The following is a 23,073-nucleotide window of genomic DNA, read 5'->3' as shown; positions in this document are numbered from 1 at the left end:
TGTCTATTTATATTCTTCTTCTTTCATTTCCACCAGTTCCCAGCTTCGGAACACGACGGTAATCAGCCGTAGTTGTGCCCGTCCCAGTGTGGAAGTTATCACCGGATCGGAGGCATATTTCAGTAATTGGGCGCGGGCTTCTTCTTCCAATTCTTTCAGTTGGGAGTCGGGAGCATCGCGCTTCATGTATTTCACTTCCATCAAGTAGGCGTAGGCAATGTCCGGCTGCTGGGGGTTGGGGCGGAAGTAGAAGTCGGCATAGCCTTTGCCAAGTTCGTATTCCGGCATCAGGCAGTAGTAGTTCAGCAATCCCAGGTAGGCCAGCAGGAAACCTTTTACGTGGGCTTCGCCTTCTATGAACTCACGGATGCGGCTCTGTTGCTCCAACTCGGAGGCGATGTAGGAGAAGACGGGGTGCCAATCGCCTTTATAGGCCATGTCTTTCATCAGTTTCCCCAGTTTATAGAAATCCAGGCGGAAGATGTCCGATTGCTCGAAGGTGTCCGTCAGATAGCTGTACATCTGTTCGCGGACGGTATGGTTGGGGATGGTCAATACTACTTCTCCGGCATCGGTGCCGCTGATGCTGAGCAGACCGAAGTAGTAGAGTAAGGACCGGAAGTTGTTAGGGTCTACCATCTTGTCTACCGGGAAGGCGCTGTTGAGAAGCGCTGTTGTCTGTCCCGTTTCCACTATTTCGCGGATGACGGAGAAGTTTACTCCCAGCTTGCGGTCGATGCGTATCAGGTGACGGATTTTGTTGTAGTCCGTGCGGATGTTCTTGTCTACCATTTCGCGGGGAGGTCTGCCCGTACGCAGACAATTACTGATATAGTAAAGCGCCATATCGGAGTTGTACATGCTCTCACCCAGGCATTCTTCGGCAAAGCAATAGTTATCATACCAGGGTTTCATTTGCTCGATCATTTCTTCTATATCCATTTGGAGCACTCCCTGTTCGCGATAATATTCGAGCATGGTGCGCAGTTCCGTTTCGGAGAAGCCTACTATATTATTGAATTGTGCGTCGGTGGTGAAGTTCGATCCGATATTGAATCCCGACGTTACATCGTCCAGCGTGATGGGCGATACACCGGTGATAAACATCCGTTCCAGCGCTCTTCCGTTGGCAGAAGTCATGACTTTAATTACGTTGAAGAAGTAGCGGAAGAAGCCTTCGCCATGCGTTGCTTTATGGTAAGCCTCCGTACCGTATGTAGAAAGAATGGTATTGGTGAAGTTATCGTATTCATCGATAATCAGGTAGAGGCGCAAGCCGAGGTTGCTGGCGCAAGTATCCAAATATTGCAGGCGGGCTGAAGCATTGCTACATTGCATTAGTTTTTCCCGGAAGTCGGCATCGAAGAAGTGCTCGTAGCGATTGAGGAAGGAAAGGAAGCAAAATGTACAATGCTCTTCGAATGATTCTTCCAGTCTTCCCGGCGTAGCATCTACGGCAGAGAAGTTGAAGCGAAGTATCATGAACTTGGCACGCAGCGACGTAGGATGATTGTATATCCACCGTTCCCCGAAGAGTTCTTCGAATCGGTCGGCATTGTTGATATCGTAATAAGCATCGAGCATATTGATGAGCAGTGTCTTGCCGAAACGTCGGGGACGAATCAGGAAGAAGAAACGTGCAGCTTGTTCTATCAGGGGGATAAAGTGAGTTTTATCTACATAGTAACAATTGTCACGTGTGAGAGTAACGTAGTCACTCAACCCGTACGGGATTGCTTTAATATCATTTGTTGCCATGGCTCGAAGACTTTTAAGTATAACATTGCAGACACAAAGGTAACATATTCTTCGGGATATATCCACCCCTCACGCAGAGTATATAGAGAAAAGTTCTTCGGTATATAGAGAAAAAGTCCCGGCAATAGGGAGAAAACTTGCTTTGTTTAGTAACTATTCTCTGTTCAAGCCTTGCGAACGGATATTCGCAAGGCTTGAATATGTATTCGCACTGTGCGAACAAGCGTTCGCAAGGTTTGAACAGACTTCTTACCCGATATGGTCGGATTTTGCTGCATGATGATATTATTTTGAAATAGCCGCTGCAATCTCCTGCCATCTTTCAAGAAAACTTTGTTAAATAGCGAACCATTCTTTTGTATGTGTGCTGCAAATGTGTATATTTGGATAATATATCTAAATATATCATAAGACACACTAACTCAAATTCCTATGAGCAGTAATATTTTCCTTATCATTGCGCTTGTCACAACCGGGATTTTTGTGATACAGTTCATTCTCTCTATCTTTTTTGGAGACATCGATGCCGATGTAGACGTGGATGTAGACCTTAGCAGCGTAGTGTCCTTCAAAGGACTTACACATTTTGGCATCGGCTTTGGCTGGTATATGTTCCTGGTGGGGAGTACAGAACTTCAGAACTATGCTGTCGGCATTCTGGTAGGTTTGTGTTTCGTCTTTGCCGTATGGTTTCTTTATAAGAAGGCTTACCAATTGCAGCAAGTCAACCGTTCTGAAAAGACGGAGCAGCTTGTGGGGCGTGAATGTACCATCTACTTCAGGCAAGAAGAGGGAAGATATACGGTGCAGACCCGTAAGGACGGTGCCATGCGCGAGGTGGATGTTGTTTCGGAAACCGGCAAGGCCTATCAGACCGGAGATAAGACAGTAATCACGACTTATAAGGATGGAACCTTATATATCCAATAATAGAACTAAATACACATAGATTTATGACACAAGAAATGATGATTATGGCCGCCATACTTATAGCGGTCGTTTTGCTCACTTTTGTCGGTATCCTCTCGCGTTACCGCAAGTGTAAGAGTGACGAAGTTTTAGTAGTATACGGTAAAACCGGGGGCGACAAGAAATCGGCCAAACTGTATCATGGCGGTGCCGCTTTTGTATGGCCCATCATCCAGGGATATGAGTTTCTCTCCATGAAGCCGATGCAGATTGACTGCAAACTGACGGGAGCGCTGTCTGCCCAGAACATCCGTGTGGATGTGCCCACTACCATTACAGTTGCCATCAGCACCGATCCGGAGGTAATGCAGAACGCCGCCGAGCGTATGCTGGGTTTGTCTATGGACGACAAGCAGAACCTGATTACCGATGTGGTTTACGGACAGATGCGTCTGGTCATTGCCGATATGACGATTGAGGAGTTGAACTCCGACCGCGATAAGTTCTTGTCTAAGGTGAAGGACAACATCGATACGGAGCTACGCAAGTTCGGTTTGTATCTGATGAATATCAATATCAGTGATATCCGTGATGCTGCCAACTACATCGTCAACTTGGGTAAGGAAGCTGAAAGTAAGGCATTGAACGAAGCCCAGGCGAATATAGAAGAACAGGAGAAACTGGGTGCCATCAAGATTGCCAATCAGATAAAGGAACGTGAAACGAAGGTTGCCGAAACCCGCAAAGACCAGGATATCGCTATTGCCGAAACCAAGAAATTGCAGGAGATCTCGGTTGCCAATGCTGATAAGGATCGTATTTCACAGGTTGCCATTGCCAATGCAGAGAAAGAGTCTCAGGTAGCAAAGGCGGAAGCAGAGAAGAACATACGGATTGAGCAGGCCAATACGGAAAAGGAAAGCCGCATTGCCGAACTGAACTCCGACATGGAAATCAAGCAGGCAGAAGCTGCCAAAAAAGCGGCTATCGGACGAAACGAGGCTCAGAAAGCCATTGCACAGTCGGATGCCGAACTGGCTGTTACACAAGCCAATGCCGACAAACAAGCCGGTGAGGCTGCCGCACGTTCGGAAGCATCGGTGCAGACGGCACGTGAGGTTGCTCAGAAAGAAGTAGAAGAAGCTAAAGCTAATAAAGTGGAGTCTTCTTTGAAAGCGGAAAAGATTGTACCGGCAGAGATTGCCAAGCAGGAAGCTGTTCTTCAGGCAGATGCCGTTGCCGAGAAGATAACCCGTGAAGCGGAAGCGCGTGCAAAGGCCATGTTGGCGCAGGCACAGGCCGAAGCACAGGCCATCAGGATGAAGTTGGAAGCTGAGGCGGAAGGTAAGAAGAAGTCATTGCTGGCCGAGGCCGAAGGCTTCGAAGCAATGGTACGTGCGGCAGAATCGAATCCGGCCATTGCCATCCAGTATAAGATGGTAGACCAGTGGAAGGAAATTGCCGGAGAACAGGTGAAGGCATTCGAACATATCAACTTGGGAAATATCACCGTATTCGATGGTGGAAACGGCGGTACGAGCAATTTCCTGAGTTCATTGGTGAAGACGGTTGCTCCGAGTCTTGGAGTGCTGGATAAGTTGCCGATCGGAGAAACAGTGAAAGGCATTATTCATCCGGAGGACAAACCGGAAGAGAAGAAGGAGGAAAAGCCGGAAACGAATAAGAAGAAATAGAACTTGTTATTCAGAGCCCTCATCACTAAAAAGTGAAACAATACGATAAGGATAAAATTGTATTTTGTCATTCAGAGCGAAGCGAAGAATCTCCTCTCCTTATGTAAAAGAAGAGATTCTTCGCTTCGCTCTGAATGACAGTAGCAATCGGACTCTAATGAGTAATTTTTATATCCCCAATCGTTCTTTCAGCAATCGGTAGCCCGTAAGGCTGACCCGCAACTTAACTCCATTCTTCAGCAGTAATTGATAGGTTTCTTTGCCGAACAGTTCCACTCGGGATATCTGCGTTACGTTCACTATCGTTGACCGGTGAATACGTACAAAGTTATCTGCCGGCAAGTGCGCTTCGAAATATTTCATTGTCTGTTCCTTGATATATTCTCCCGCAGGGGTAACCAAAGTGGCATAATCTCCACACGCCTGGATATATAGTAATTCTTCTGTCTTGATGATATGAATCTTTGAACCGTCCTTCACAGTGATGCGGTCGATATATTCTTCTTGTGGTTGGGGGGCTGGCTTTTCGGCTTCGGTTGTGAACTCTATTTCCTGGGATGTTTCATCTTCTACTACCTGCAAATGATACCACAGTGTGACAGCTATCCATGCCGGTATGCCGAACAGAAGCCGGAAAGGTATTGTGGGTGCAAAAGGAATATACGATATGCCTGCAAACTTTGTTGTGACATCATATACCATAAATCCTCCCGCCAGCCAGAGTAGAATGCCAACTGTAATCGTGATAAGATTGCTCTTCGGTATAGAAACGATGCCAACAACAAACCACGTCAAATAAGCCAGTGCCATAAACCATCCAACCGTTGTAATTCCATCTATCACTGCGGGCAGCCACTCTGCTTCCGTGTAGAACCGCAGCAAAACCGTCTGTGCGGCTACCAGAAGCACTGCCAGGACAAGTGCCGGGACCCAGCGATAGGGATAATCTATTATCGGATGTGCTTTCATACGTTAGTCTTTAATTTCCAGACCTCCCAAGGAAACGTTGCCTTGGATTATTAATATGGAGTCCGGATTGATATTTGCCCCTTGCCAGCGCTTGTCTTCGCAACCTCCGAAGAAGGCATTACACTTGATTACTACTTTCCAGTCAGCAGGGATGAAGAGTTCTACCCCTCCACAACTGCAATCCAGGTCGATATAAGTTTCGCCGGGTGCAAGATGCGTGTGCCGCAAGTCTATGGTTGTTCCGCCAAACGAGGTGCGGATGCTGGCTCCTTTAAAGATTTCGTCCAGTACGACGTGGCGCACGGCACCGAAAGTGTTGTTGGAACGCAGGAAACCGTTCTCCGACTCACATTGCTGGGTATTGGCATCGTCTTCAGCCTCAGTTCCGGTACCGGCGGAGGAGAAGTTGTGTCCTCTCCGCATGTGCTCCTTGCGGCGGTTCTTTGTAAGAAAGAGAATGCCGACTAATATCAGAGCCAATGGCCAGAGCATTGCTTGGGAGCCTGCCGGTAACCATGACAACCCTCCTACAAGAAAGTACGCTCCAACTAATATCAGGACAGTTCCTCCGATATAATGGCGGTGTGTCATGGAATACACACCTAATATAATAAGGAGAGATTGCCATGAAACCACAATATCAAAAAGCTCGTAAGTAATCCAGCCCATGTTGCGGGCAAACAGCAGTGCTCCTGAAAGGATGAAAAGTGAAGCCACCAGTACTTTGCCGGAGCTTCTGTGATGCGGGAATTTTTGTTTTTCTTCCATTGTTTCTATTATTATGATTGATGGCTCAAAGGTAAGCGAAATCTTTGCCTTACTAAATGCTTTTCAGGTGATTACAGCCAGAAAACCGATGAACTCCGGGTTTAAATCGGTGAATTCTTCTTGTTCGTCCACCAATATCGTATGAAACGCAGTCCCGTACCAATGAGTGCCAGCGACAGTCCGGTATAAAATACTGCAATGAAAGAATCGGGCAGAAGATGATAAACGCGTACTATGACTCCTATTGTAATCATGAATATCATGACAATCCATCCCTTTACGTCGAAGAACGAGAAGGGACAGTGCTTTCCTTTCTTTTGCGAAATACGGAATGTATGTTTCTTATATAGCTTGTGAAAGATGATACAGAAGAATAGAAGAAAAACGAGACTGGCTTCGCAGACTTTAAACAGCCAAGAACGTGGATCGTCACTTATCCAGCATACTAGCCCGATGCGCAGTATGTTTATTCCCGCCAACAACCATAGCGTTCCGGCGGTAAAGAGCAGAGTATGTTGGGTTACTCCATGTTTCATGCAGAGCTTATTTATAATATAAAAGCCCCATAAACCATTGTTTATGAGGCTTTCTTTCTTTGTGGACCAGCCTGGGCTTGAACCAGGGACCTCCAGATTATGAGTTTCACTCTTTAGCCTCCTAAGCAGCATTTAATCAACTTATTAATATTCTCTGTGTAGGTCATTAGTCAACTATTAGTCAACTTGACTTACGATTGCAAATTTAGTAATTCTGCTTTAATAAGTAGTAAAGCGACACTGAATTTCTTCAATGCCGCCTTACTCTTACATATAAGTCTTATACCACTTTCTTACAATAGAATGTAGTCCACTTATTCTTATCATCTTCATCCCATTGCCATTGGAGTTCAGTATCGGTTAATTTAACCACTTTGATAATATAAGTTTCATCACCATTCACATACTTGGCTGTGATAGTCTTACTTTTAACATCGTAGGTATAAGTTGAGTTGTCCGACTTAGCTGTTCCTGCTTCATCCGTGAAATAGATGTTGCTTGTAGTTACAACGAAATATGGATAGCCGTCCCATTCCTCTGTCTCACCTTCATAAACAATATTCTCTATCTTCCACTTACCCACAAGCCTTGCAGCATCTTTACTTTCATCGTCGTCGTCATCGCTGCAAGCTGTGAAGTTAACACTCAAAATTACGGCTATGATAGCCATTCCAATAAATCTTAATGTTTTCATCTTTAATTAATTGATTAAATTAGTAATATAGTTAGAATTCAAATCCGATTTTAGCTGTGATACCGCCTATATTGCTGATTTCTTTATCACTGTTAGCATATATAGGGCTATCCACTTTCTGATAGGTATAACCCACTTTCAGATATACAGATAAGCATTTATAGAAGTTATAGTTAACTCCCACACTCGGGCTTAGATATACTCCCTTAGCATCCAGTACGGAGTAGCCTGCCTTTACGTCAATGAACGGAGCAACCTTAGTCTGCATAAGGTTGGCTTTCACATCCAAATATAACGGCATATAAGTCATTTCTGCATCCGAAGATGTGAAGTGAAACCCCATTCCTGCGCCGACAAACAAATAGGGGTTGAATTGATACCCGTGTGTAGTAGAAAACTCGGTGGCGTGTAAAGCTGTCTCATCAAGGTGGAATGTTCGTCCTCCTTCAATCATACCTCTATACCCGTTCTGTGCACTGCATATAGATGCAGTCATTGCGATAACTAATACCGCTAATAATCTTAATGTCTTCATAAGTTAATCATATAAGTGCATCCCTGCTGCTTAGGGTTGCAACGTGAAATATATGTATGTAAGGCAGCATCCTATTAATAGGCTTACATATCATTAATAAAGTAGTTGTAAGTAGTAAACTATATATCCGTTTCTTATCCAATATATTACGCTAACCAATTCCCGAATGTTAGCTGTTAATAATAGAAGAAGCGCAGGAATTATTGAATATTACCTTATTGGGGCTCTCGACTGCCTGCACAAGTAATAAACAATAAACCCACGCTCCTATGAAGGTATATAGTTCTCCCGTAGAGAAGGTATATAACAACATAGTAAGCGTGAGCGTTCTTGTCATTATCCTTGTGCGTTGAAATTGTCGAGATTCCAATAAGGGATAATATGTTTAAACGCTCTCCGTTAACTTATATGTCCTTCCAGTCCTCTATCACTTTAGGGGCTTGGAATTGCTGCAAAGTTACTAAATTACGTTTGATTGACAAGAACTATTGTTTATTAATAGTTGAGAATAGTCTCCCGTTGATAAATCAAGGTTAGGAGGAAATTGTAACTCGGTCTATATATACAGAATTTTAAAGATTTCCTCCCAACTAAAGTAATCAGAGTTTAGCAAGTAACCTGCTCACTTGTACCTTCTGAAACTTGCAGCCTCGTGAAGTGACGAAACCTTGTGCGTTGAGTAGGTCTGCCATTTCGGATAAGGTCTTACCTTCCATTGATAACGAGCGTAGTAAAGCGATTGCCCGCATATTATTGGGGTTACTATCCGCTTTCAATCTATTGGTACGGTTACTATTAGCGATAGCCTCTTTATGCTTGTTCATCAAGTTATCCGATTTACCCAGTTTTATCCCTCGTGCCTTCTTAGCTTGCAATGACTGCCTCGTGCGTTGACTGATTAACCCTGCTTCATATTCAGCGATACTGCTGATAATGTGGAGTATCAAGCGGTTAGCTTGGGGAAAGTCACAAAAGGTAATCTCCACATCACTCTCCAATAACTTGGAAGTAAATGCCACATTACGGCTCAATCTGTCTAACTTCGCCACAATAAGAATAGAGTTGGTCTTACGGCACATTATCAACGCCTCTTGCAGTTTAGGTCTATCCGTCCTCTTACCGCTTTCAGTCTCGACAAATTCATGTAGGATAACCCCCTCTTTAATGAAGTTATGAATAATCTCTCTTTGAGCCTCAACTCCAAGCCCACTTCTTTCCTGCTTCATGGTTGATTGGCGTAAATACGCTATGTATGTCTTCATCGTTTACATATTTTAAGAGTGGTTACACGAGCTAAACGAACGTTCAATTCATGTAACACTCTGATTAATAACTAAAGTCCGTCATATTTCGAGACTTCCTTACCTATCCATATAATCCACCAAATTATTAATGCGACCGCAAATAACGGACACAGTAATACGATAGCAAATGCTGCTGCAAGCGAGAGTATAAAGTAGAATACATCTTTCATAATGCCATGAATTAACGGTTTAACATACCTTCATCCGTAAGGAGAGTGCTTTCATCGTAACAATGTTCCTTTAATAATTTGTAAGCGTCCTCACTATGCGCTATGTAGTAGCGTTCGGATGCCTTAACTTTAGGTTGATAAGTGAGTTTTACCTCACTAACTCGGAGTAATCTTTGCCCTTCCATAAATTGAACTGTTTTAAATGTTGTTTCTTATATCACTCCACTGGAGGGGTCATGAGAGGATGTCAAGTCACGTTTACGTGACGTATTTATGGATGAGGCTCTGACTATTTATAAGGAATTGGCTTTATATATACTTCCACTTTGAATCGGATAGATGGGGGTATCTGTAATGAAGTACCCGTTATATTATGCGTGTCTCTTTCCTGTATATTCCAATCTGCGATACTGGATGCCATTAATAATGAAGTGGCTCTGATATGCGCCACAATCTTACAAGTTATATCCGTTTCATTTTACGGAGTTCCAAATATGTAGTATCTTTAAGGTGGGTAAGGGAAGTTAGTAATGTCAGTCTCTTAGGCTTGTAATTCAAATATATAATGCAGTTTACCGTTACCGTATTTATAAGGTATCAGCAAATCGAACTTCCATTTTCAAATCGGATATATAATTGCAGTCACTTATCAACTTGCTTATAAGCTATCCTATTACCGACTTCATTTGATAGATATAGCTGCCCGTAGATAACTCTGCCATAATACACAGATTACTTGCCATTAATCAATCGCCTATGATAATGAATGAAATGTTTAGTTATGAAGAATTGAGAGATATAGCTATAAAAGCGGGTGTATCTGATAATCGGGTTCATATTGGAGTATGGGCACGGTTATCGGGGTTCACCAAGATACGTAAACAGATTAACCACGTTAGAAAGACTTATTACACAAAATTACCATGCGAATAGAAATCCCAGTATTCCCCGAAGCGACAACCATAGTTACAGATGAAGTTACCCATGAAATCATTCACCAAGTAAATCAATCTGTAATAGATAGCCCTAAATTGATACCCCGTAAAGATGTACCATTCCGTAAACCCAGTTCTAAGAAGGGGAGCACAAAATTAGTCCCTCGTAAGAAGAAAGCGGATAAATAATGCCTATAAACACCAAGAACTCCATACCTCTTTAGGGTGGAGTTTCTTATTCGGTGTAGAGAGTTACTTCAATTCATAGACTTCTTTGGTATCAAATTCTTCAAATTATGCTATATAAGCCCCTTCATCAATTTGCTCCTAACTCCGATTTAAAGCGTTGAAGTTTATATGAAGGTGGAGTTTGACTATTATAGGACTTGTAATCAAAGTAATCTTTAACGGTGTCCTCTGTAATCTTACACATTACCTTATACCCAGCCTTACCGTCACCGTGGACTTTGAAGGTAATGCCGTTAGCTGCCAATACTCGTCCAAGTCTTTTAATGAAATCGGATTTAGTAATGTAGCATTGAGTTTTGACCTCATTCCTAAACTCATCCTCTATCTCTGCCAATACATTCGGGCTAAAACGTAACCTCTCACCTTGTTGGATATTATACGCTTTCAGTTCAGCTTCAACCTTCCTCTTAGCATAATTTGCACCTTCAATCGGAGCTTTACCTATCTTCAAGTAAGCATCAATAATGAAATGATGTTCACTGTGTATCGCTTCCAACTTCCGAACTTCCGCATCGAAATCGAAATTGGGAATAACTTGCTTATCATGCTCCAATCGCTCCAACTGGTTAATAAGATACTTCCATATATCTTTAATCGTGCGTCTTTTTAGTGGCATCTTATCATCCTCTCCAACCCCATGACTGTTATCTATTACTTGTAATCTGAAATGCCCCGTTTCATTATAGGCATTGATTAGTGCTTGTGGAGATTGATAATAACTCTTAACTCGCTCTTCATTAAATACATGGTCTATAACTTCCTCAGTAAGTTCGTTATCATCATCCAAGAAGTCATTGAAGCTAAGCTTCTTCAAATCCTTCTGAATAACTTCCTTCTCGATTGCATTAGTAGCATTATCGTATCTATCCTTGATAGAGGCGTATGTTGCAAGTTGAGTTGTAATCTCCGTTTCAATCTCCTCATCACTCTTAACCTTTAATTCATCGTTAGTATTAGTAATGAATGTCAGAGAGGTATATCTTCTATCACCGTCCAACTTGTTACGGAAACGCCCTTGTATCTGAACTGCCTCCGTGAACGGGTCTATCATGGAGTGATTGGCTTGCTTGTAATTGCTAAGTACGAGTATGTCTGCCAGCTTATTAATCTTAATATCCACTGCCGAGAAGAAGCGTGAAGTGAAGAAGTTAACACGTTTTAATGGTAATTGTAGCTGTTCATGCGTGTTATGTAACTCCATGCCCTTCAACTTCTTTACACTATCATCCGAACAGAATACTTTATAATCTCCGTCCTTAATCAATCTCTCTGCCAATAGCTTCTGTACAATGGTGGCTATACCGTCGGTAGTCTTATAGAAGATGCAGATACATTTGGAAATGGGGAGTAATCTGTTCAATTCTTCAAGTAAAGTTCTATTAAATTCACGGGTGATGATTAGAGTAGCATCCTTCTTATAATCATAGTCGGGAGTTACTTTCAGCCATTTAAAACCACCATTTAAAAATTTACGGTTACGTGTTCCTAACGGAGTAGCCGAAACGTATGCCTTATGTTCATAATCAAAGAAGTCTTTAATGCGGATAGTCGGTCTATACCCAGTGTCTTGTATCAACTTCTCACATTCATCATATAGGCAGAAATAATCCTTATGCCAGTCAATCCCTAATTTCTTAAATGTAGGTATCAGCTTCGTCTTATACCCTTCGGGAGTGGTAACCAACTTCTTAGGAGTATATCTATCATTCTGCAAGTAATCTGTTATCTTCTTAGGAGTAGTCTTCTCGTATATTCCCAAGTAGTCAGTACCTTCCGTCTTACCGACAATCACGGGTACATTAGGCTCAATAATAACTGAATTACGGTTGCATTCCAATTCGGCATAAGTAGCACCGATACCCGGTTCAACCTTCTCAATAATGCGGTTGGTTGGAGTGCCGTTGTCGGGATAACCTTCCCGTTTATAGAGGTCTAAGAGTGTTTCACCTTTACTAATTGTCAGTTCTTCACGTTCGAGATTGATTATATCAAATGAGAGTTGCATATCTTATGATTTATGTAGGGAGGAAATTCTTTAAATATTGCTTATATAGCCCCTTTACAAATTTGCTCCTAACTGTAATTATTAATGTAGAAGTATGTTTAAGAGTGGGATTTAGAGAGGAAGGGGAGCGAACTCCCCAATCTCTCAAACTGATAGTTAAAACAGCTTCCGTTCATGTAAGAAATGCTTATCCCGCAAATACTGCACTGTCTTATCATCATCCAGTGATAGGCGAAAGCGAACAGAGCCTTTAGGGAACTCCTTCTCTATTATGAATATATTCTCCGCATGGATAATATGCCCAGTCTGTTTGGAAGGCACATTCTTAGCCTTACCCCTTATCCGCTTGTGAAGCTTCTTGTCATTCGCATTAGAATGCCTTTCAAAGAAGTCCAGTAGATAGTTTCCATTAGGGTTTACAACGTGTACATCACTCTTGAAGTAGTCATTATACTTCTTCACCAATTCCTTTACGTCTGCATCACATTCAGTTGATAACAGTTTGATTAGAATACTTATAGCAGTGTTATCCACGAATGTCCAGCCACATTCTTCATACTCCTCTTCATTGTCGGAGTAGGTCAATACGGCATAGATGCCGGGTACTTTGTTAGGAACGTAAGGTATGAGAGTTAATTCTCCACCGTTATATACTCCTTCCATCACACTTTGTAAAACATCCATATTCACGGATGCAGATTTACCACTTGCAATATCCAGCATTGCGTCAAGCTCTTCCTCTGTAGGAAGGTTAATAGAGGCTTCTTTTTTTGCCATAGCTATTAAAAATTTAAGTTATGATTGACGATATGTCAACCATACAATCAGAGATTACTCTCATGTTTGCATAGGCAAAGGTAAGTGAGATAGTTCAGAGCCACACAGAATAAAAATCTCTCTCATTTTTATTCCTTGAATGAATGGAATATACATTGAGAGAGATATAAATTAGTGATAATCAGCGCTATTAATACATGTAAGTTTTAGAGTGAGTAGGGAATTTATAGTTCTTATATTGTTTCATATAACTTCTAATCAGTTCTGTGCTTGTCAATAGGCTCTCATGTTTGGAAAATCCTATGAAGTGAACAAGTTTTGATATGAATAGTAGTTCTTTCTCGGAGGAGGCTGCCCCACTCCTCCTATTCAATACAATGTGAGGCTGCATATTGAAAAACTGTAATATAGATTTAGCGAAATAAGCAATCGTTATAGAATTATGTAGATGAGCATCTTCAACTTCTATATCGAAAATTCTATAAGTTAAAGGTTCTATATCCTTCCAATCATTCAGATTGCTTTGCAGAAACTTAGTTATTGAGTTTATAATTGATAGGTTATTAATGGGATAACTCTTTCTTCCAACTTTAAGGGTTAACGTCATAGGCTTATCACTCTCATAGGCTTCTATAAAGTCATTGACTTCGTCAATGGGAGACTTATTTATCACTAATAAATTAGCGGTAGTATCATAACAGTAATCACTTATGAAAAGTAGGAAGTAGTAGAACTTCTTCACATCAAGATTAAATTCCTTAATATATCCGGGTAATTCTTTATCTCCTTCATATTTCTTAATAGAAATATTGCAACTTAATTCCTTTCGGTCATATCGAGTTGAGAATATTGAAGGCACAGATGTACCACAAATGCATGGTATTCCTGCATCGTCAAAGTCTATACACGGATAGAATTTAATGCAGTACTCTTCTATATACTCCAACTCTTCAGGAAAGCAATCTATCTGATTTCTCTTAATCTTGAATTTATCTATAATATCCATGTGTGTATCAGTATTAATGCCGTAAAGTTAAGAAATGCCACCCCATTATACAACAGAGTGGCATTATAAATTAGAGTAGAGTGTATTACGATTTCCCAAATACGTATTTCACGACCTTGGTATTAGCTCTGTTCTCATTCACGAAGTCACGTTCAATGTATATGTCAGTGACTTTCATTGCTTCGTCAATGTGATTGAGTGCTGCATGGACTGTATATTTATCAATGCCCACCTTATTAATAGCAATAGTAGCCCACGAATGGCGCGCTGCATAATACTCCAAGTCGTCAACCTCTAACAATGTCCCAATCTCTTTTAGTCCGTAGTTGATAGCCTTATTAAAACCCTTCTCGTCTGCGTAATACTGATAGAAGTTGAAGAGGCGTTTACCTGTCTTATCTCTGTACTTCTCTATCAGAGGTTGGACTAACTTAGGTATATCAACTTTCATTTGAGCCTTATCCAGTCTGCGGTCTTTGGTCTTGGTGCGATTGTAAATGATTGTATTACCTTCCATTTCAGTAGCATAATAAAGGTCTGCTGAATTCATCCCCATGAGGCAGAATGAGAGAATAAAACAGTCCTTAGCTAAGTTGTAGCGGCATGTAGCTTTATAGCCTTTCTTCACATCCTTATAAGGTAGCTTCCATACCTTCTTTATAATATCTGCGGATATAGCTCTCTTGCGTGTAGCTTCCTGCTTGGGTATTTTAAACTCTTCAAATGGATTGTTGGGTATCAGAATTAAATTCCTATCCTTCTTATTGTACTTCTTCTTGGCTTCATTGAATAGGCGTTTGATACTTACCAAGTAGAGGGAGAGTGAACGATTGGAAGGGATACGTTTACCTTGCTGTATTAGTGCCTTGATACGTGTTTCCCGTTCCTTATCCAAGAATGCTTTGAAGCTCTCTAAGAATTCCGTTGTAATCAGATTAACGTCCAGTTCTTCCTTACCAATAAAACGGACAAGGGCATTTAAAGCTGTGGTATAGTTCGGTGTACCCTGCATCGTGGCAGAGGCTATCCACTCACGGCTGAACTTTATAAAGTCTATCGTCTGTTGTTTCTCACGCTCATTGTTGAGGTATTGGCATACATCCTCTAAAGTGTAGTTATTCAAATCAATCTGTAAGTTAGCAAATTTCTCACGATAGGTATATATAAGTTTATCAATCTCTCTCTTAATTGGTGTACCTTCTTTAAATTTCAAGGACTTGGTAAGGTCTTGCGGAGTTATGAATAAACTTGTAGATAATCGCTTGACTTTGCGATTAAGGGTAATTCTGACTTTGACATTGTAAGTTCCGTCAACTTTAAGTTCTCCCTTCTTAACTTCTGCTCTGATTGTTAGCATGTTAGTAGCATTTTAATTAGTCAACAATTAGTCAACAAATGCTTTAAATAGGGGGTGAAGTTGGTTTGAGCAACGGACTCTAACTGGAGCGGTACACAAATTAAAAAGGCTCTATTCCATTAGGAATGAGCCTTTTACTTTGTGGACCAGCCTGGGCTTGAACCAGGGACCTCCAGATTATGAGTCTGTTGCTCTAACCAACTGAGCTACAAGTCCGATGTATCCTTGCTTGGATAGCGGGGACAAAAGTAGTATTTTCTATTGAAATATGCAAGCCTTTCAACTAAAAATCCTTATAACATCTGTTCTCAGAACTTATAAGTACGTTTGGGGTTCTTGGGGAACCAGCCTTTTTTCACGCGTTCTTCCTGCTCAAAGATTTCTTTGATGGTCCAGAACGAGGAGAAGGCAAATACACCTAAGAGGGAGGCGAGCATGATGTTCTCCGTGCAAAGGGAAGCAATGACGCCACCGATACCCAATACCAGGAAAATCCACCAGCATTTGGTACCCCAATAGTATTCGGCCTTTACCACTACGGGATGAAACAAGCCGATAATGAGAAATGTGCAGATGCCAATGATAAGCCCTGCCAAGTGATATTCGTTTAAGAAATCCATTACTGTTCGTTGTGAGTTATTAGTTATCTGTCATTAGCTTCGCTCAAAACCTCTTTTGAGCGAAGCTAATGACAGATAGTGAACGTTATACACTAATTATGATTACTTACTTAACTAATAACCCTGTTATTACTTCTCCGGACAAATAGGAATCTCTTTCTTGATGCTCTGTTCCAGGGAGATCAATGTCTCGGTGGCAGTTACACCCGGAATCTCCTGCATCTTGTTGTTCAGCAGATCCATCAGGTGCTCGTTGTCGCGGGCATATACTTTGGTCAGCATCGTGTACGGGCCGGTGGTGAAGTGGCATTCTACGATTTCGGGAATCTTGCACAGCTCGGCGACTACCGTTTTATACATGGAACCCTTTTCCAGCTTGATTCCTACATAGGTGCAGGTTCTGTAGCCCAAAGACTTGGGATTTACATGATAGCCCGAACCAACAATTACGCCAAGGTCGATCAGACGCTGGACGCGTTGGTGGATGGCAGCACGTGATACACCGCATTCGGCAGCTACGTCCTTGAAGGGGATGCGGGCATTCTGGGAGATTATTTCCAGAATCTGTCTGTCAAGATTGTCTATTTTTTCCATAATGGTAAATAAGTAAAGTTCTTGTTGTTATCAAATAGTAAGCAAATATAGAACTTTATTTTAATTTATCTATGAAAACGGAGGGAAAAATGAATAAAAGAGAGGATAAGCGATAAGGTGATAGGGTGATAAGTTGATAAGGAGCGATAAAGTGATAGGGTGATAAAAGCGATAAAGTAATAGGGTGATAAAGTGGTAACACTCCTTTACCACCCTATCACCCTATCGCTTATTATTTTCTGATTACTTCTCGATGCCCAGCAATTCTACTTCAAATACCAAGGTAGAGAACGGTTTGATCTGACCGCCGGTTTCTCTTGAACCGTAACCCAGCTCGCTGGGGATGTAAAGTTCCCACTTAGAACCTACAGGCATCATGGTGAGGGCTTCCGTCCAACCCTTGATTACCTGGTTGGCACGGAAAGTAGCAGGTTCGTTGCGCTTGTAAGAGCTGTCGAACTCAGTTCCGTCAATCAGTGTACCTTTGTAGTTTACTTTCACCTTGCTTGTATCAGCAGGGATAGCACCGTTACCTTTGGTGATGATTTTGTATTGCAAGCCGCTCGGAGTGGTTACAACGCCTTCCTTACCCTTGTTTTCAGCCAGGAACTTTTCGCCGGCAGTCTTGTTCTCAGCATATTTCTCTGCGGTAGCTTTTTCTTTGATGGCGTCCATCTGAGTGCGCATGTACTCTTGAGCCTTAGCCATATCCATTGCGCCGCCCTTGCCCAGAACGCCTGCTACGAAACCTGCCAGCAGGTTTTCGCGGCTGATGGTCTGTGTAGAGTCACCGCCGAAGATTTGTTGGTTGAAGCCTTCTACCCATTGCTTGCTTACCATCTGTCCAACTTGCAGACCTGCCATGTAAGCTGCGTCTTTCTTGGAAGTCTTGGCAGCACCTTCGTTGAAACCTTTCAGGAAGTCGCCCATCTGGGTAGAATCGATGCCTTGTTGTGCAAGATATTGGTCCAAACCTTCTGTACGTGCCATACCGATGGCATAAGACAATGAGTCGATGTCCGTTTTCAAATTTGCTTTCGGACTTTGTGCAGTGCAAGATGCCAAACCGGCAGCTACTGCAAGAGCCATGAGAATTGTTACTTTTTTCATTTTACTTTTACTTGTTATTTATTTAGATAAGATTTTCTGTAATTCCACTTCGAAGACGAGGGTGCTGTGGGGAGGAATCATTTCGCCGGCGCCTTGTGCTCCGTAGGCCAGGTCGCTGGGGATGTAGAGTTTCCACTTGGCGCCTTCGGGCATCAGTTGCAGGGCTTCTACCCAACCGGGGATCACCTGGCTTACACCGAACGTGGCGGGTTGTCCGCGCTTGATGGAGCTGTCGAACAGTGTTCCGTCAATCAGTGTGCCTTCGTAGTGGCATTGCACCTGGTCGGTTGCTTTGGCGTAGTGGCCAACGTTTCCTTCCTCGATTACTTCGTATTGCAGTCCGCTGGGCAGGGTAACGACGCCGGGGCGTTTCTTGTTCTCTTCGAGGAACTGCTTGCCGGCCTCAATGTTGGCGGCATTCATTTTATTCTCCAATTCTTCGAAGTATTTGTTTACTATATCGCGGGCTTCTGTGTGGCTGATTGCCGTTTGGTTACCCTCCAATATGTCTTTGATTGCTTGTGCAAAGTCATCTACTGCGATGCCTTTTGCACCCATGCTTAAAAGATTCTGACCTATTCCCAGGCCGATAGCATAACTAAATTTATCCATAAAAAAGTTCTTGTTGACGGCCGGATTGATTTCTTTTCCAGCCTATTGCAAATTAACAAGTGGCAAAAGTACGTCTTTTATTTGAATGAATCTGCTTTTAGTTCTTTAATTTTTCTTATTTCCTATACTAATGCTACACTTAATCTGCAATTTCACGCTTCGGGAGTGCTGATTGTTCAGCGCGCTGCACCTCCGCCTTCCGTGTCGCTCTTCTCCAGAATGATGTCGAAACGTCCTTCCGAGATACCTTCGCCGCTGAACGTGCCGCTTATCACTTTTCCGTCCATGCGGCTGATGTGTGCTTCGCCGTCTCCCGGCACTCCGTCACTGAACCGGGTGTCGATGTAGCGGCATTTTTGCCCCTGCTTGGGGTCGACCAGTGTAAACTGTAATGTGGCCATCGCATCAACGGGAGCGCTGATGATGACCAGCGGTGTGTTGTCTTTGCCGGTGGCAGTGCGGGCTGTGGGCTTTCCGAATCGTCCGCTTGTATATATCCAGCCGTCTATCAGGCAGCCCAGGGTGTTTTTCCCCATGCTTGTAGCTTCGGGCATCAGTGTGGGGTCAATGCTTTTGTCTTCGTCCTGGCAGGCGCAGCAGAGGAGAAGGGTGGCGAATAGAAATAATAGTTTCTTCATGATGTAGCAGTGTTTTTAAAAGTGATAATTCAATCCGAAAAGCAGGGACAGTTGGCCGAAGTACCCTTCGCCATTCTCCGGATGTTCTATGTTCCAGGTCTTTCCGTTATAGCGTACGGAATATCTCTCGGTGTTGGAGGCCAGCCAGTTCAGCCGGGCAGATACGCCCCATTGCCGGCTCAGGTAGTATTCTCCGCCCAGGGCGAGGTTGTAGGCTATTTTGTCCATCGATACCTTGCGCGATTTGCCATATACGGTGCTCTTGTCGTTGTAGAACTGGTAGCCTATGCCGGTGGACAATTGCAGTTGGTAGTGCGTGCGCAGGTAGAAGACTCCGAATTGGGGAGCCAGATAGTGCATTCCAATCTTATCGGAGCCGGTTTCGTGCGTCTGCCGGTACGAGCTTCCCTGGTAGATGAAGCCGGGGCCTATCTTCAGCCCTTCTTCCGTGGGCGCTTTGCCCTGATACCAGTATCCCAGGCTCCAGGCCATGCCTTTTCTCAGGTCATCGCTGTAGCTGCCTGCATCGTTCGTTATCCCCATGAACTGCCCGCTGTACCAGGAGGGGCCGACGTTCAAGGTCAAGACTGATTTTCTTGAGAATTCATTCTGGGCTTGCAGGGAGGCAGAGAAAGGCAATGCTCCAAGCAGCAGGCAGAGTAGTGGCAGGAGGTGTCTTTGTTTCATGTTATGCTTTTTAGTTTTAGAAGTTAAGTAGTTATGACTTTTATCTGTGGGACAAAAATAGTGAAATATAGTATTGGATAGCGTGGAATCTTCTGTTTTTTTGATAGAGATTAGTAGATTACTGCTATTTTTGTGTCATCTATTCATATCCTAACTTAAAAGAACTGTCATGAAGAACTTAGTCGTCTTATCCGGTGCCGGCATGAGTGCCGAGAGTGGTATCAGTACTTTCCGCGATGCAGGCGGATTGTGGGACAAGTATCCGGTGGAGCAGGTGGCAACGCCCGAAGGTTATGCGCGCAATCCGGAGTTGGTCATCAACTTCTACAACGAGCGTCGCAAGCAGTTGCTGGAGGTAGAGCCGAACGCGGGCCACACGGGGCTTGCTGCGTTGGAGAAAGACTTCAATGTAACGGTTGTTACCCAGAACGTCGATAACTTGCACGAGCGGGCAGGAAGCACCAAAGTCATCCACCTGCACGGCGAACTGACAAAAGTCTGTTCCAGTCGTGACCCTTACAACCCTCACTACGTCAAGCAACTCCGTCCCGAAGAGTATGAAGTGAAGATGGGCGACCTGGCGGGCGATGGCTCGCAACTCCGTCCGTTCATCGTATGGTTTGGCGAGGCGGTGCCGGAGATTGAAACAGCCATCAACTACGTAGAGAAGGCGGACATCTTCGTCATTATCGGTACTTCGATGAACGTATATCCCGCCGCCGGACTGCTGAACTACGTGCCGCGCGTTGCCGAAGTCTATCTGATAGACCCCAAGCCTGTAGATACGCACTCCATGCGCTCGATACACGTCATTCAAAAGGGAGCTTCGGAAGGAGTAAAGGAGTTGACGGCGCGCCTTGCAAGTAGTCAGGACACGAAAGGTTAGGACTTAGGCTCTTGCATACCAGGACTGAGCATGCCTCACTCTAAGACTTAGCACTGAAAACATCCCCATCTTTTAGGGTAAAAGACCCGGATGTTTTACCCCAAAAGATCCGGATGTATTGGGTGAAAAGATCCGGATGTTTTGGGTGCTAAGTCCTAGAGTGAGATATGCTCAGTTCCAGTGTTTGAAGGGCTAAGTCCTACTTCTTCAGCACCGCGCGTATAACGAACCACGCGTGGTATGCTGTTGTACTTATCCAGCCGTAATGCCGCGCCATGATGCGGAAGCGTTCCCGCAGCGAGGCCTTCCGGTTCTGCGTAGTCATGCCTTCTTCCAGATAGTCTATAATAGTAAGGTGGGTATTGTGCAGCGTGCGGGCTTTCTTCATCACCCGGATGCACCAGTCGAAGTCGGCAGAGAAGCGGTATTGCAGGTCGTAAGGCTCTGCCAGCGAGCGCTTGGCAAAGAATGCCTGGTGGCATACCAGCATGCCCTGCTTGAAGCTGCGCCACGTCAGCACTTCCGGTGCCTGAAGGCGGCGCATGCGGATGAAGTGCCCTTCCTTGTCTACCAATGCTGTTTCGCCGTATATCACGTCGGGCAGTTCGGTCAGGGAGGTAAGCGTGTGCACCATCTGTTGCAGGGTGTCGTCCTCGTGGAAGCTGTCGCCGGCGTTAAGAAAGCAGAGGTAGTCGCCTGTGGCCAGGCAGATGCCCTTGTTCATGGCGTCGTACAGTCCCCGGTCCGGTTCGCTCACTACGCGGGTGATGCGGTCACGGTAACGGTCGACGATGGAGAGCGTGCCGTCTTTCGAGGCACCGTCCACGATGATGTACTCCACATGGTGGTAGGTCTGTGAGATAACGCTCTGGATGGTATCTTCCAATACCGATGCGGCGTTGTAGGTCACGGTGATGACACTGAACTTCGGTGTGGGATGATTATGCATTTCTTCCGGTTACTTTGTTGTAGAGGTCGATGTACTTCTTGGCGATGGTGTTCTCCGAGTAGTGGGCAACGGCTTTCCGGCAGGCCTGCTCCGAGAGGCTGGGATAATCCGGTTCGGTCAGCGTCCAGTAGATGCCGTTGGCAAAGTCCTGGGACGACTTGTATTGCGCCACGTAGCCGTTGTGCAGGTGGTCTATCATCTCCGGGATGCCACCTACGTTGAAGCCTACGCAGGGGATGCCGCATGCCATGGCTTCCATGATGGTGTTCGGCAGGTTCTCTTCCAGCGAGGGGGTGACGAATATGTCTACCGAATTATAGATGTCCACCAGTTGGTGCTCGTTGCTGACGAAGTCCAGCGGATAAACCTTGAAGGGCAGCAGGTTTTGCAGCTCTTGCGAGCGGTTGCCGAAGACGACGACGCCCAGTTGCTCCCGGAGTTCGGGATGCTTCTCTGCCAGCAGTTTACACGATTCTATCAGGTAGTCTATGCCTTTCCGCTTGTCCGTCGTCTTCACCGAGCCGAAGAGCATGAGCTTCATGTCTTGGGGCAGCAGGCACTTCGTTCGGGCCTCCTGCCGGTTGCGGGGCTTGAAGAGGTTGGTGTTGATGGGATTGGGTATGCACGTCACGGCATGGCCGCAGAGGAGGGCGCTTTTCTGGGCTTGCCCTTCCAGCCAGTGGCTGCACGTCACGAAGTTGATGTGGCGGCCTTTGTACAGGTCGAGCTTCTTCAGGAACACGCGGTAGGAGAGGTCTTTCTTGCTGCCGCCACCGTGGATGAAGGGACAGTTGTGGCACTGCTGCTGGTAGCGGGTGCACTCGCGGGCGTGGTGGCAGATGCCGGTGCAGGGCCACATGTCGTGCATGGTCCACACGACGGGCTTGCCCGAGGCAAGTATCTTCTCGATGTTCCTGAGCGACAGCATGCCTTGGTTGACCCAGTGCAGGTGGATGACGTCTGCCTGCTGGAACTCGGGCAGCGAAGTGATATCGGTACCCGTATTGGCTATGTCGATGGCGAAGATGTTGTCTTTCTTGAAGTGGTTGGCGCGCCAGATGACGATGCGCTCCCAAACGAACTTCCATACCATCCGCCAACTGTGCCCCAATGATACGACGGTAATCTGGTCCGTCTGCTTGTCGCGCACCAGCAGTTTGGCCTTGATACCGTGGTTCTTGAGCGACTCCATCAGTCGGCTGGCGGCGATGGCGGCTCCGCCGATTCGTTCGGATGTATTGATAAGTAGTACTCTCATTGCTTCTCTTACCGGGGGATTTCAGAATGTTTGGACAAAAGTAGTGCTTTTCA

At 44.4% G+C, this 23,073-nt stretch carries 22 protein-coding genes and 1 tRNA gene; 3 read left to right on the top strand and 20 right to left on the bottom strand.

The genetic code is table 11. The features are described from left to right. Positions 1 to 3 precede the first annotated feature (3 nt). Positions 4 to 1,758 (bottom strand): ATP-binding protein, encoded by a 1,755-nt coding sequence (locus AAE250_RS08415; RefSeq protein ID WP_294596284.1) that lies wholly within the window; start codon positions 1,756 to 1,758, stop codon positions 4 to 6. A 432-nt stretch (positions 1,759 to 2,190) separates the two neighbouring features. On the opposite strand from AAE250_RS08415, the gene AAE250_RS08410 reads away from it, so the two are divergent. Then, positions 2,191 to 2,688 (top strand): hypothetical protein, encoded by a 498-nt coding sequence (locus AAE250_RS08410; protein ID WP_294596281.1) that lies wholly within the window; start codon positions 2,191 to 2,193, stop codon positions 2,686 to 2,688. Positions 2,689 to 2,711: 23 nt separating this feature from the next. After that, the gene (locus AAE250_RS08405) at positions 2,712 to 4,361 is read left to right on the top strand and encodes a flotillin family protein (RefSeq protein ID WP_294596280.1); all 1,650 of its coding nucleotides are present in this window, start codon (positions 2,712 to 2,714) and stop codon (positions 4,359 to 4,361) included. A gap of 168 nt (positions 4,362 to 4,529) precedes the next feature. Here AAE250_RS08405 and AAE250_RS08400 read toward each other — a convergent pair whose 3' ends face one another. The 17 genes from AAE250_RS08400 to AAE250_RS08320 all read right to left on the bottom strand — a co-directional run bounded on the left by AAE250_RS08400 (position 4,530) and on the right by AAE250_RS08320 (position 19,927). Next, a complete protein-coding gene (locus tag AAE250_RS08400; RefSeq protein WP_294596278.1) occupies positions 4,530 to 5,330 on the bottom strand; it encodes a LytTR family DNA-binding domain-containing protein in 801 nt (266 codons plus the stop codon). Positions 5,331 to 5,333: 3 nt separating this feature from the next. Then, positions 5,334 to 6,098 carry a LiaF transmembrane domain-containing protein gene (locus tag AAE250_RS08395; RefSeq protein WP_294596275.1) on the bottom strand — a complete coding sequence of 255 codons (765 nt, stop codon included), beginning with the start codon at positions 6,096 to 6,098 and terminating at the stop codon, positions 5,334 to 5,336. A gap of 101 nt (positions 6,099 to 6,199) precedes the next feature. After that, positions 6,200 to 6,634: a hypothetical protein gene (locus AAE250_RS08390; protein WP_294596272.1), complete on the bottom strand. Its 435-nt coding sequence runs from the start codon at positions 6,632 to 6,634 to the stop codon at positions 6,200 to 6,202. 280 nt (positions 6,635 to 6,914) lie between these two features. Then, on the bottom strand, positions 6,915 to 7,328 hold the full coding sequence (locus tag AAE250_RS08385) for a lipocalin family protein (RefSeq protein WP_294596270.1): 414 nt from the start codon (positions 7,326 to 7,328) through the stop codon (positions 6,915 to 6,917). A gap of 31 nt (positions 7,329 to 7,359) precedes the next feature. Beyond that, positions 7,360 to 7,863: a hypothetical protein gene (locus AAE250_RS08380; protein ID WP_342288863.1), complete on the bottom strand. Its 504-nt coding sequence runs from the start codon at positions 7,861 to 7,863 to the stop codon at positions 7,360 to 7,362. A gap of 599 nt (positions 7,864 to 8,462) precedes the next feature. Beyond that, the gene (locus AAE250_RS08375) at positions 8,463 to 9,125 is read right to left on the bottom strand and encodes a recombinase family protein (protein ID WP_294596265.1); all 663 of its coding nucleotides are present in this window, start codon (positions 9,123 to 9,125) and stop codon (positions 8,463 to 8,465) included. A gap of 1,463 nt (positions 9,126 to 10,588) precedes the next feature. Beyond that, on the bottom strand, positions 10,589 to 12,526 hold the full coding sequence (locus AAE250_RS08370; protein WP_294596262.1) for a hypothetical protein: 1,938 nt from the start codon (positions 12,524 to 12,526) through the stop codon (positions 10,589 to 10,591). 156 nt (positions 12,527 to 12,682) lie between these two features. Continuing rightward, entirely contained in the window at positions 12,683 to 13,303 is a 621-nt protein-coding gene (locus AAE250_RS08365; protein ID WP_294596259.1) for a hypothetical protein, read from the bottom strand. 190 nt (positions 13,304 to 13,493) lie between these two features. Then, on the bottom strand, positions 13,494 to 14,309 hold the full coding sequence (locus AAE250_RS08360) for a hypothetical protein (protein ID WP_294596256.1): 816 nt from the start codon (positions 14,307 to 14,309) through the stop codon (positions 13,494 to 13,496). A gap of 85 nt (positions 14,310 to 14,394) precedes the next feature. Then, the gene (locus AAE250_RS08355; RefSeq protein WP_294596253.1) at positions 14,395 to 15,666 is read right to left on the bottom strand and encodes a phage integrase SAM-like domain-containing protein; all 1,272 of its coding nucleotides are present in this window, start codon (positions 15,664 to 15,666) and stop codon (positions 14,395 to 14,397) included. Between the two features lie 142 nt (positions 15,667 to 15,808). Continuing rightward, a tRNA-Ile gene (locus tag AAE250_RS08350) sits at positions 15,809 to 15,882 on the bottom strand. A gap of 92 nt (positions 15,883 to 15,974) precedes the next feature. Next, entirely contained in the window at positions 15,975 to 16,286 is a 312-nt protein-coding gene (locus AAE250_RS08345) for a DUF4491 family protein (protein WP_294596250.1), read from the bottom strand. A gap of 129 nt (positions 16,287 to 16,415) precedes the next feature. Next, positions 16,416 to 16,880, bottom strand: a complete 465-nt coding sequence (locus AAE250_RS08340; protein ID WP_294596247.1) for an Lrp/AsnC family transcriptional regulator — start codon at positions 16,878 to 16,880, stop codon at positions 16,416 to 16,418. A 243-nt stretch (positions 16,881 to 17,123) separates the two neighbouring features. After that, entirely contained in the window at positions 17,124 to 17,990 is an 867-nt protein-coding gene (locus AAE250_RS08335; RefSeq protein WP_294596244.1) for an FKBP-type peptidyl-prolyl cis-trans isomerase, read from the bottom strand. Positions 17,991 to 18,008: 18 nt separating this feature from the next. After that, entirely contained in the window at positions 18,009 to 18,602 is a 594-nt protein-coding gene (locus AAE250_RS08330) for an FKBP-type peptidyl-prolyl cis-trans isomerase (protein WP_294596243.1), read from the bottom strand. Positions 18,603 to 18,778: 176 nt separating this feature from the next. Continuing rightward, positions 18,779 to 19,240, bottom strand: a complete 462-nt coding sequence (locus AAE250_RS08325; RefSeq protein ID WP_294596240.1) for a hypothetical protein — start codon at positions 19,238 to 19,240, stop codon at positions 18,779 to 18,781. A gap of 15 nt (positions 19,241 to 19,255) precedes the next feature. Continuing rightward, entirely contained in the window at positions 19,256 to 19,927 is a 672-nt protein-coding gene (locus tag AAE250_RS08320; protein WP_294596237.1) for an outer membrane beta-barrel protein, read from the bottom strand. 169 nt (positions 19,928 to 20,096) lie between these two features. Here AAE250_RS08320 and AAE250_RS08315 point away from each other — a divergent pair, with 169 nt between their 5' ends. Beyond that, positions 20,097 to 20,813 carry an SIR2 family NAD-dependent protein deacylase gene (locus AAE250_RS08315; protein WP_294596234.1) on the top strand — a complete coding sequence of 239 codons (717 nt, stop codon included), beginning with the start codon at positions 20,097 to 20,099 and terminating at the stop codon, positions 20,811 to 20,813. A 199-nt stretch (positions 20,814 to 21,012) separates the two neighbouring features. Here AAE250_RS08315 and AAE250_RS08310 read toward each other — a convergent pair whose 3' ends face one another. Both AAE250_RS08310 and AAE250_RS08305 read right to left on the bottom strand, forming a co-directional pair. After that, positions 21,013 to 21,762 carry a glycosyltransferase family 2 protein gene (locus AAE250_RS08310; protein WP_294596230.1) on the bottom strand — a complete coding sequence of 250 codons (750 nt, stop codon included), beginning with the start codon at positions 21,760 to 21,762 and terminating at the stop codon, positions 21,013 to 21,015. Continuing rightward, entirely contained in the window at positions 21,755 to 23,020 is a 1,266-nt protein-coding gene (locus AAE250_RS08305) for a glycosyltransferase family 4 protein (protein ID WP_294596228.1), read from the bottom strand. The genes AAE250_RS08310 and AAE250_RS08305 overlap by 8 nt, the downstream gene beginning before the upstream one ends. Positions 23,021 to 23,073: the final 53 nt, after the last annotated feature.

The sequence above is a fragment of the Bacteroides sp. GD17 genome (genome assembly GCF_038448625.1).
GTDB lineage: Bacteria > Bacteroidota > Bacteroidia > Bacteroidales > Bacteroidaceae > Bacteroides.
Note: the sequence above shows the minus strand (reverse complement) of the source record. Positions and strands in the feature narration are given on the sequence as shown.

Excerpts from the sequence above, each read along its gene's own strand:
- AAE250_RS08415 (WP_294596284.1), bottom strand. The coding sequence starts at position 1,758 with ATGGCAACAAATGATATTAAAGCAATCCCGTACGGGTTGAGTGACTAC.
- AAE250_RS08410 (WP_294596281.1), top strand. The coding sequence starts at position 2,191 with ATGAGCAGTAATATTTTCCTTATCATTGCGCTTGTCACAACCGGGATT.
- AAE250_RS08405 (WP_294596280.1), top strand. The coding sequence starts at position 2,712 with ATGACACAAGAAATGATGATTATGGCCGCCATACTTATAGCGGTCGTT.
- AAE250_RS08400 (WP_294596278.1), bottom strand. The coding sequence starts at position 5,330 with ATGAAAGCACATCCGATAATAGATTATCCCTATCGCTGGGTCCCGGCA.
- AAE250_RS08395 (WP_294596275.1), bottom strand. The coding sequence starts at position 6,098 with ATGGAAGAAAAACAAAAATTCCCGCATCACAGAAGCTCCGGCAAAGTA.
- AAE250_RS08390 (WP_294596272.1), bottom strand. The coding sequence starts at position 6,634 with ATGAAACATGGAGTAACCCAACATACTCTGCTCTTTACCGCCGGAACG.
- AAE250_RS08385 (WP_294596270.1), bottom strand. The coding sequence starts at position 7,328 with ATGAAAACATTAAGATTTATTGGAATGGCTATCATAGCCGTAATTTTG.
- AAE250_RS08380 (WP_342288863.1), bottom strand. The coding sequence starts at position 7,863 with ATGAAGACATTAAGATTATTAGCGGTATTAGTTATCGCAATGACTGCA.
- AAE250_RS08375 (WP_294596265.1), bottom strand. The coding sequence starts at position 9,125 with ATGAAGACATACATAGCGTATTTACGCCAATCAACCATGAAGCAGGAA.
- AAE250_RS08370 (WP_294596262.1), bottom strand. The coding sequence starts at position 12,526 with ATGCAACTCTCATTTGATATAATCAATCTCGAACGTGAAGAACTGACA.
- AAE250_RS08365 (WP_294596259.1), bottom strand. The coding sequence starts at position 13,303 with ATGGCAAAAAAAGAAGCCTCTATTAACCTTCCTACAGAGGAAGAGCTT.
- AAE250_RS08360 (WP_294596256.1), bottom strand. The coding sequence starts at position 14,309 with ATGGATATTATAGATAAATTCAAGATTAAGAGAAATCAGATAGATTGC.
- AAE250_RS08355 (WP_294596253.1), bottom strand. The coding sequence starts at position 15,666 with ATGCTAACAATCAGAGCAGAAGTTAAGAAGGGAGAACTTAAAGTTGAC.
- AAE250_RS08345 (WP_294596250.1), bottom strand. The coding sequence starts at position 16,286 with ATGGATTTCTTAAACGAATATCACTTGGCAGGGCTTATCATTGGCATC.
- AAE250_RS08340 (WP_294596247.1), bottom strand. The coding sequence starts at position 16,880 with ATGGAAAAAATAGACAATCTTGACAGACAGATTCTGGAAATAATCTCC.
- AAE250_RS08335 (WP_294596244.1), bottom strand. The coding sequence starts at position 17,990 with ATGAAAAAAGTAACAATTCTCATGGCTCTTGCAGTAGCTGCCGGTTTG.
- AAE250_RS08330 (WP_294596243.1), bottom strand. The coding sequence starts at position 18,602 with ATGGATAAATTTAGTTATGCTATCGGCCTGGGAATAGGTCAGAATCTT.
- AAE250_RS08325 (WP_294596240.1), bottom strand. The coding sequence starts at position 19,240 with ATGAAGAAACTATTATTTCTATTCGCCACCCTTCTCCTCTGCTGCGCC.
- AAE250_RS08320 (WP_294596237.1), bottom strand. The coding sequence starts at position 19,927 with ATGAAACAAAGACACCTCCTGCCACTACTCTGCCTGCTGCTTGGAGCA.
- AAE250_RS08315 (WP_294596234.1), top strand. The coding sequence starts at position 20,097 with ATGAAGAACTTAGTCGTCTTATCCGGTGCCGGCATGAGTGCCGAGAGT.
- AAE250_RS08310 (WP_294596230.1), bottom strand. The coding sequence starts at position 21,762 with ATGCATAATCATCCCACACCGAAGTTCAGTGTCATCACCGTGACCTAC.
- AAE250_RS08305 (WP_294596228.1), bottom strand. The coding sequence starts at position 23,020 with ATGAGAGTACTACTTATCAATACATCCGAACGAATCGGCGGAGCCGCC.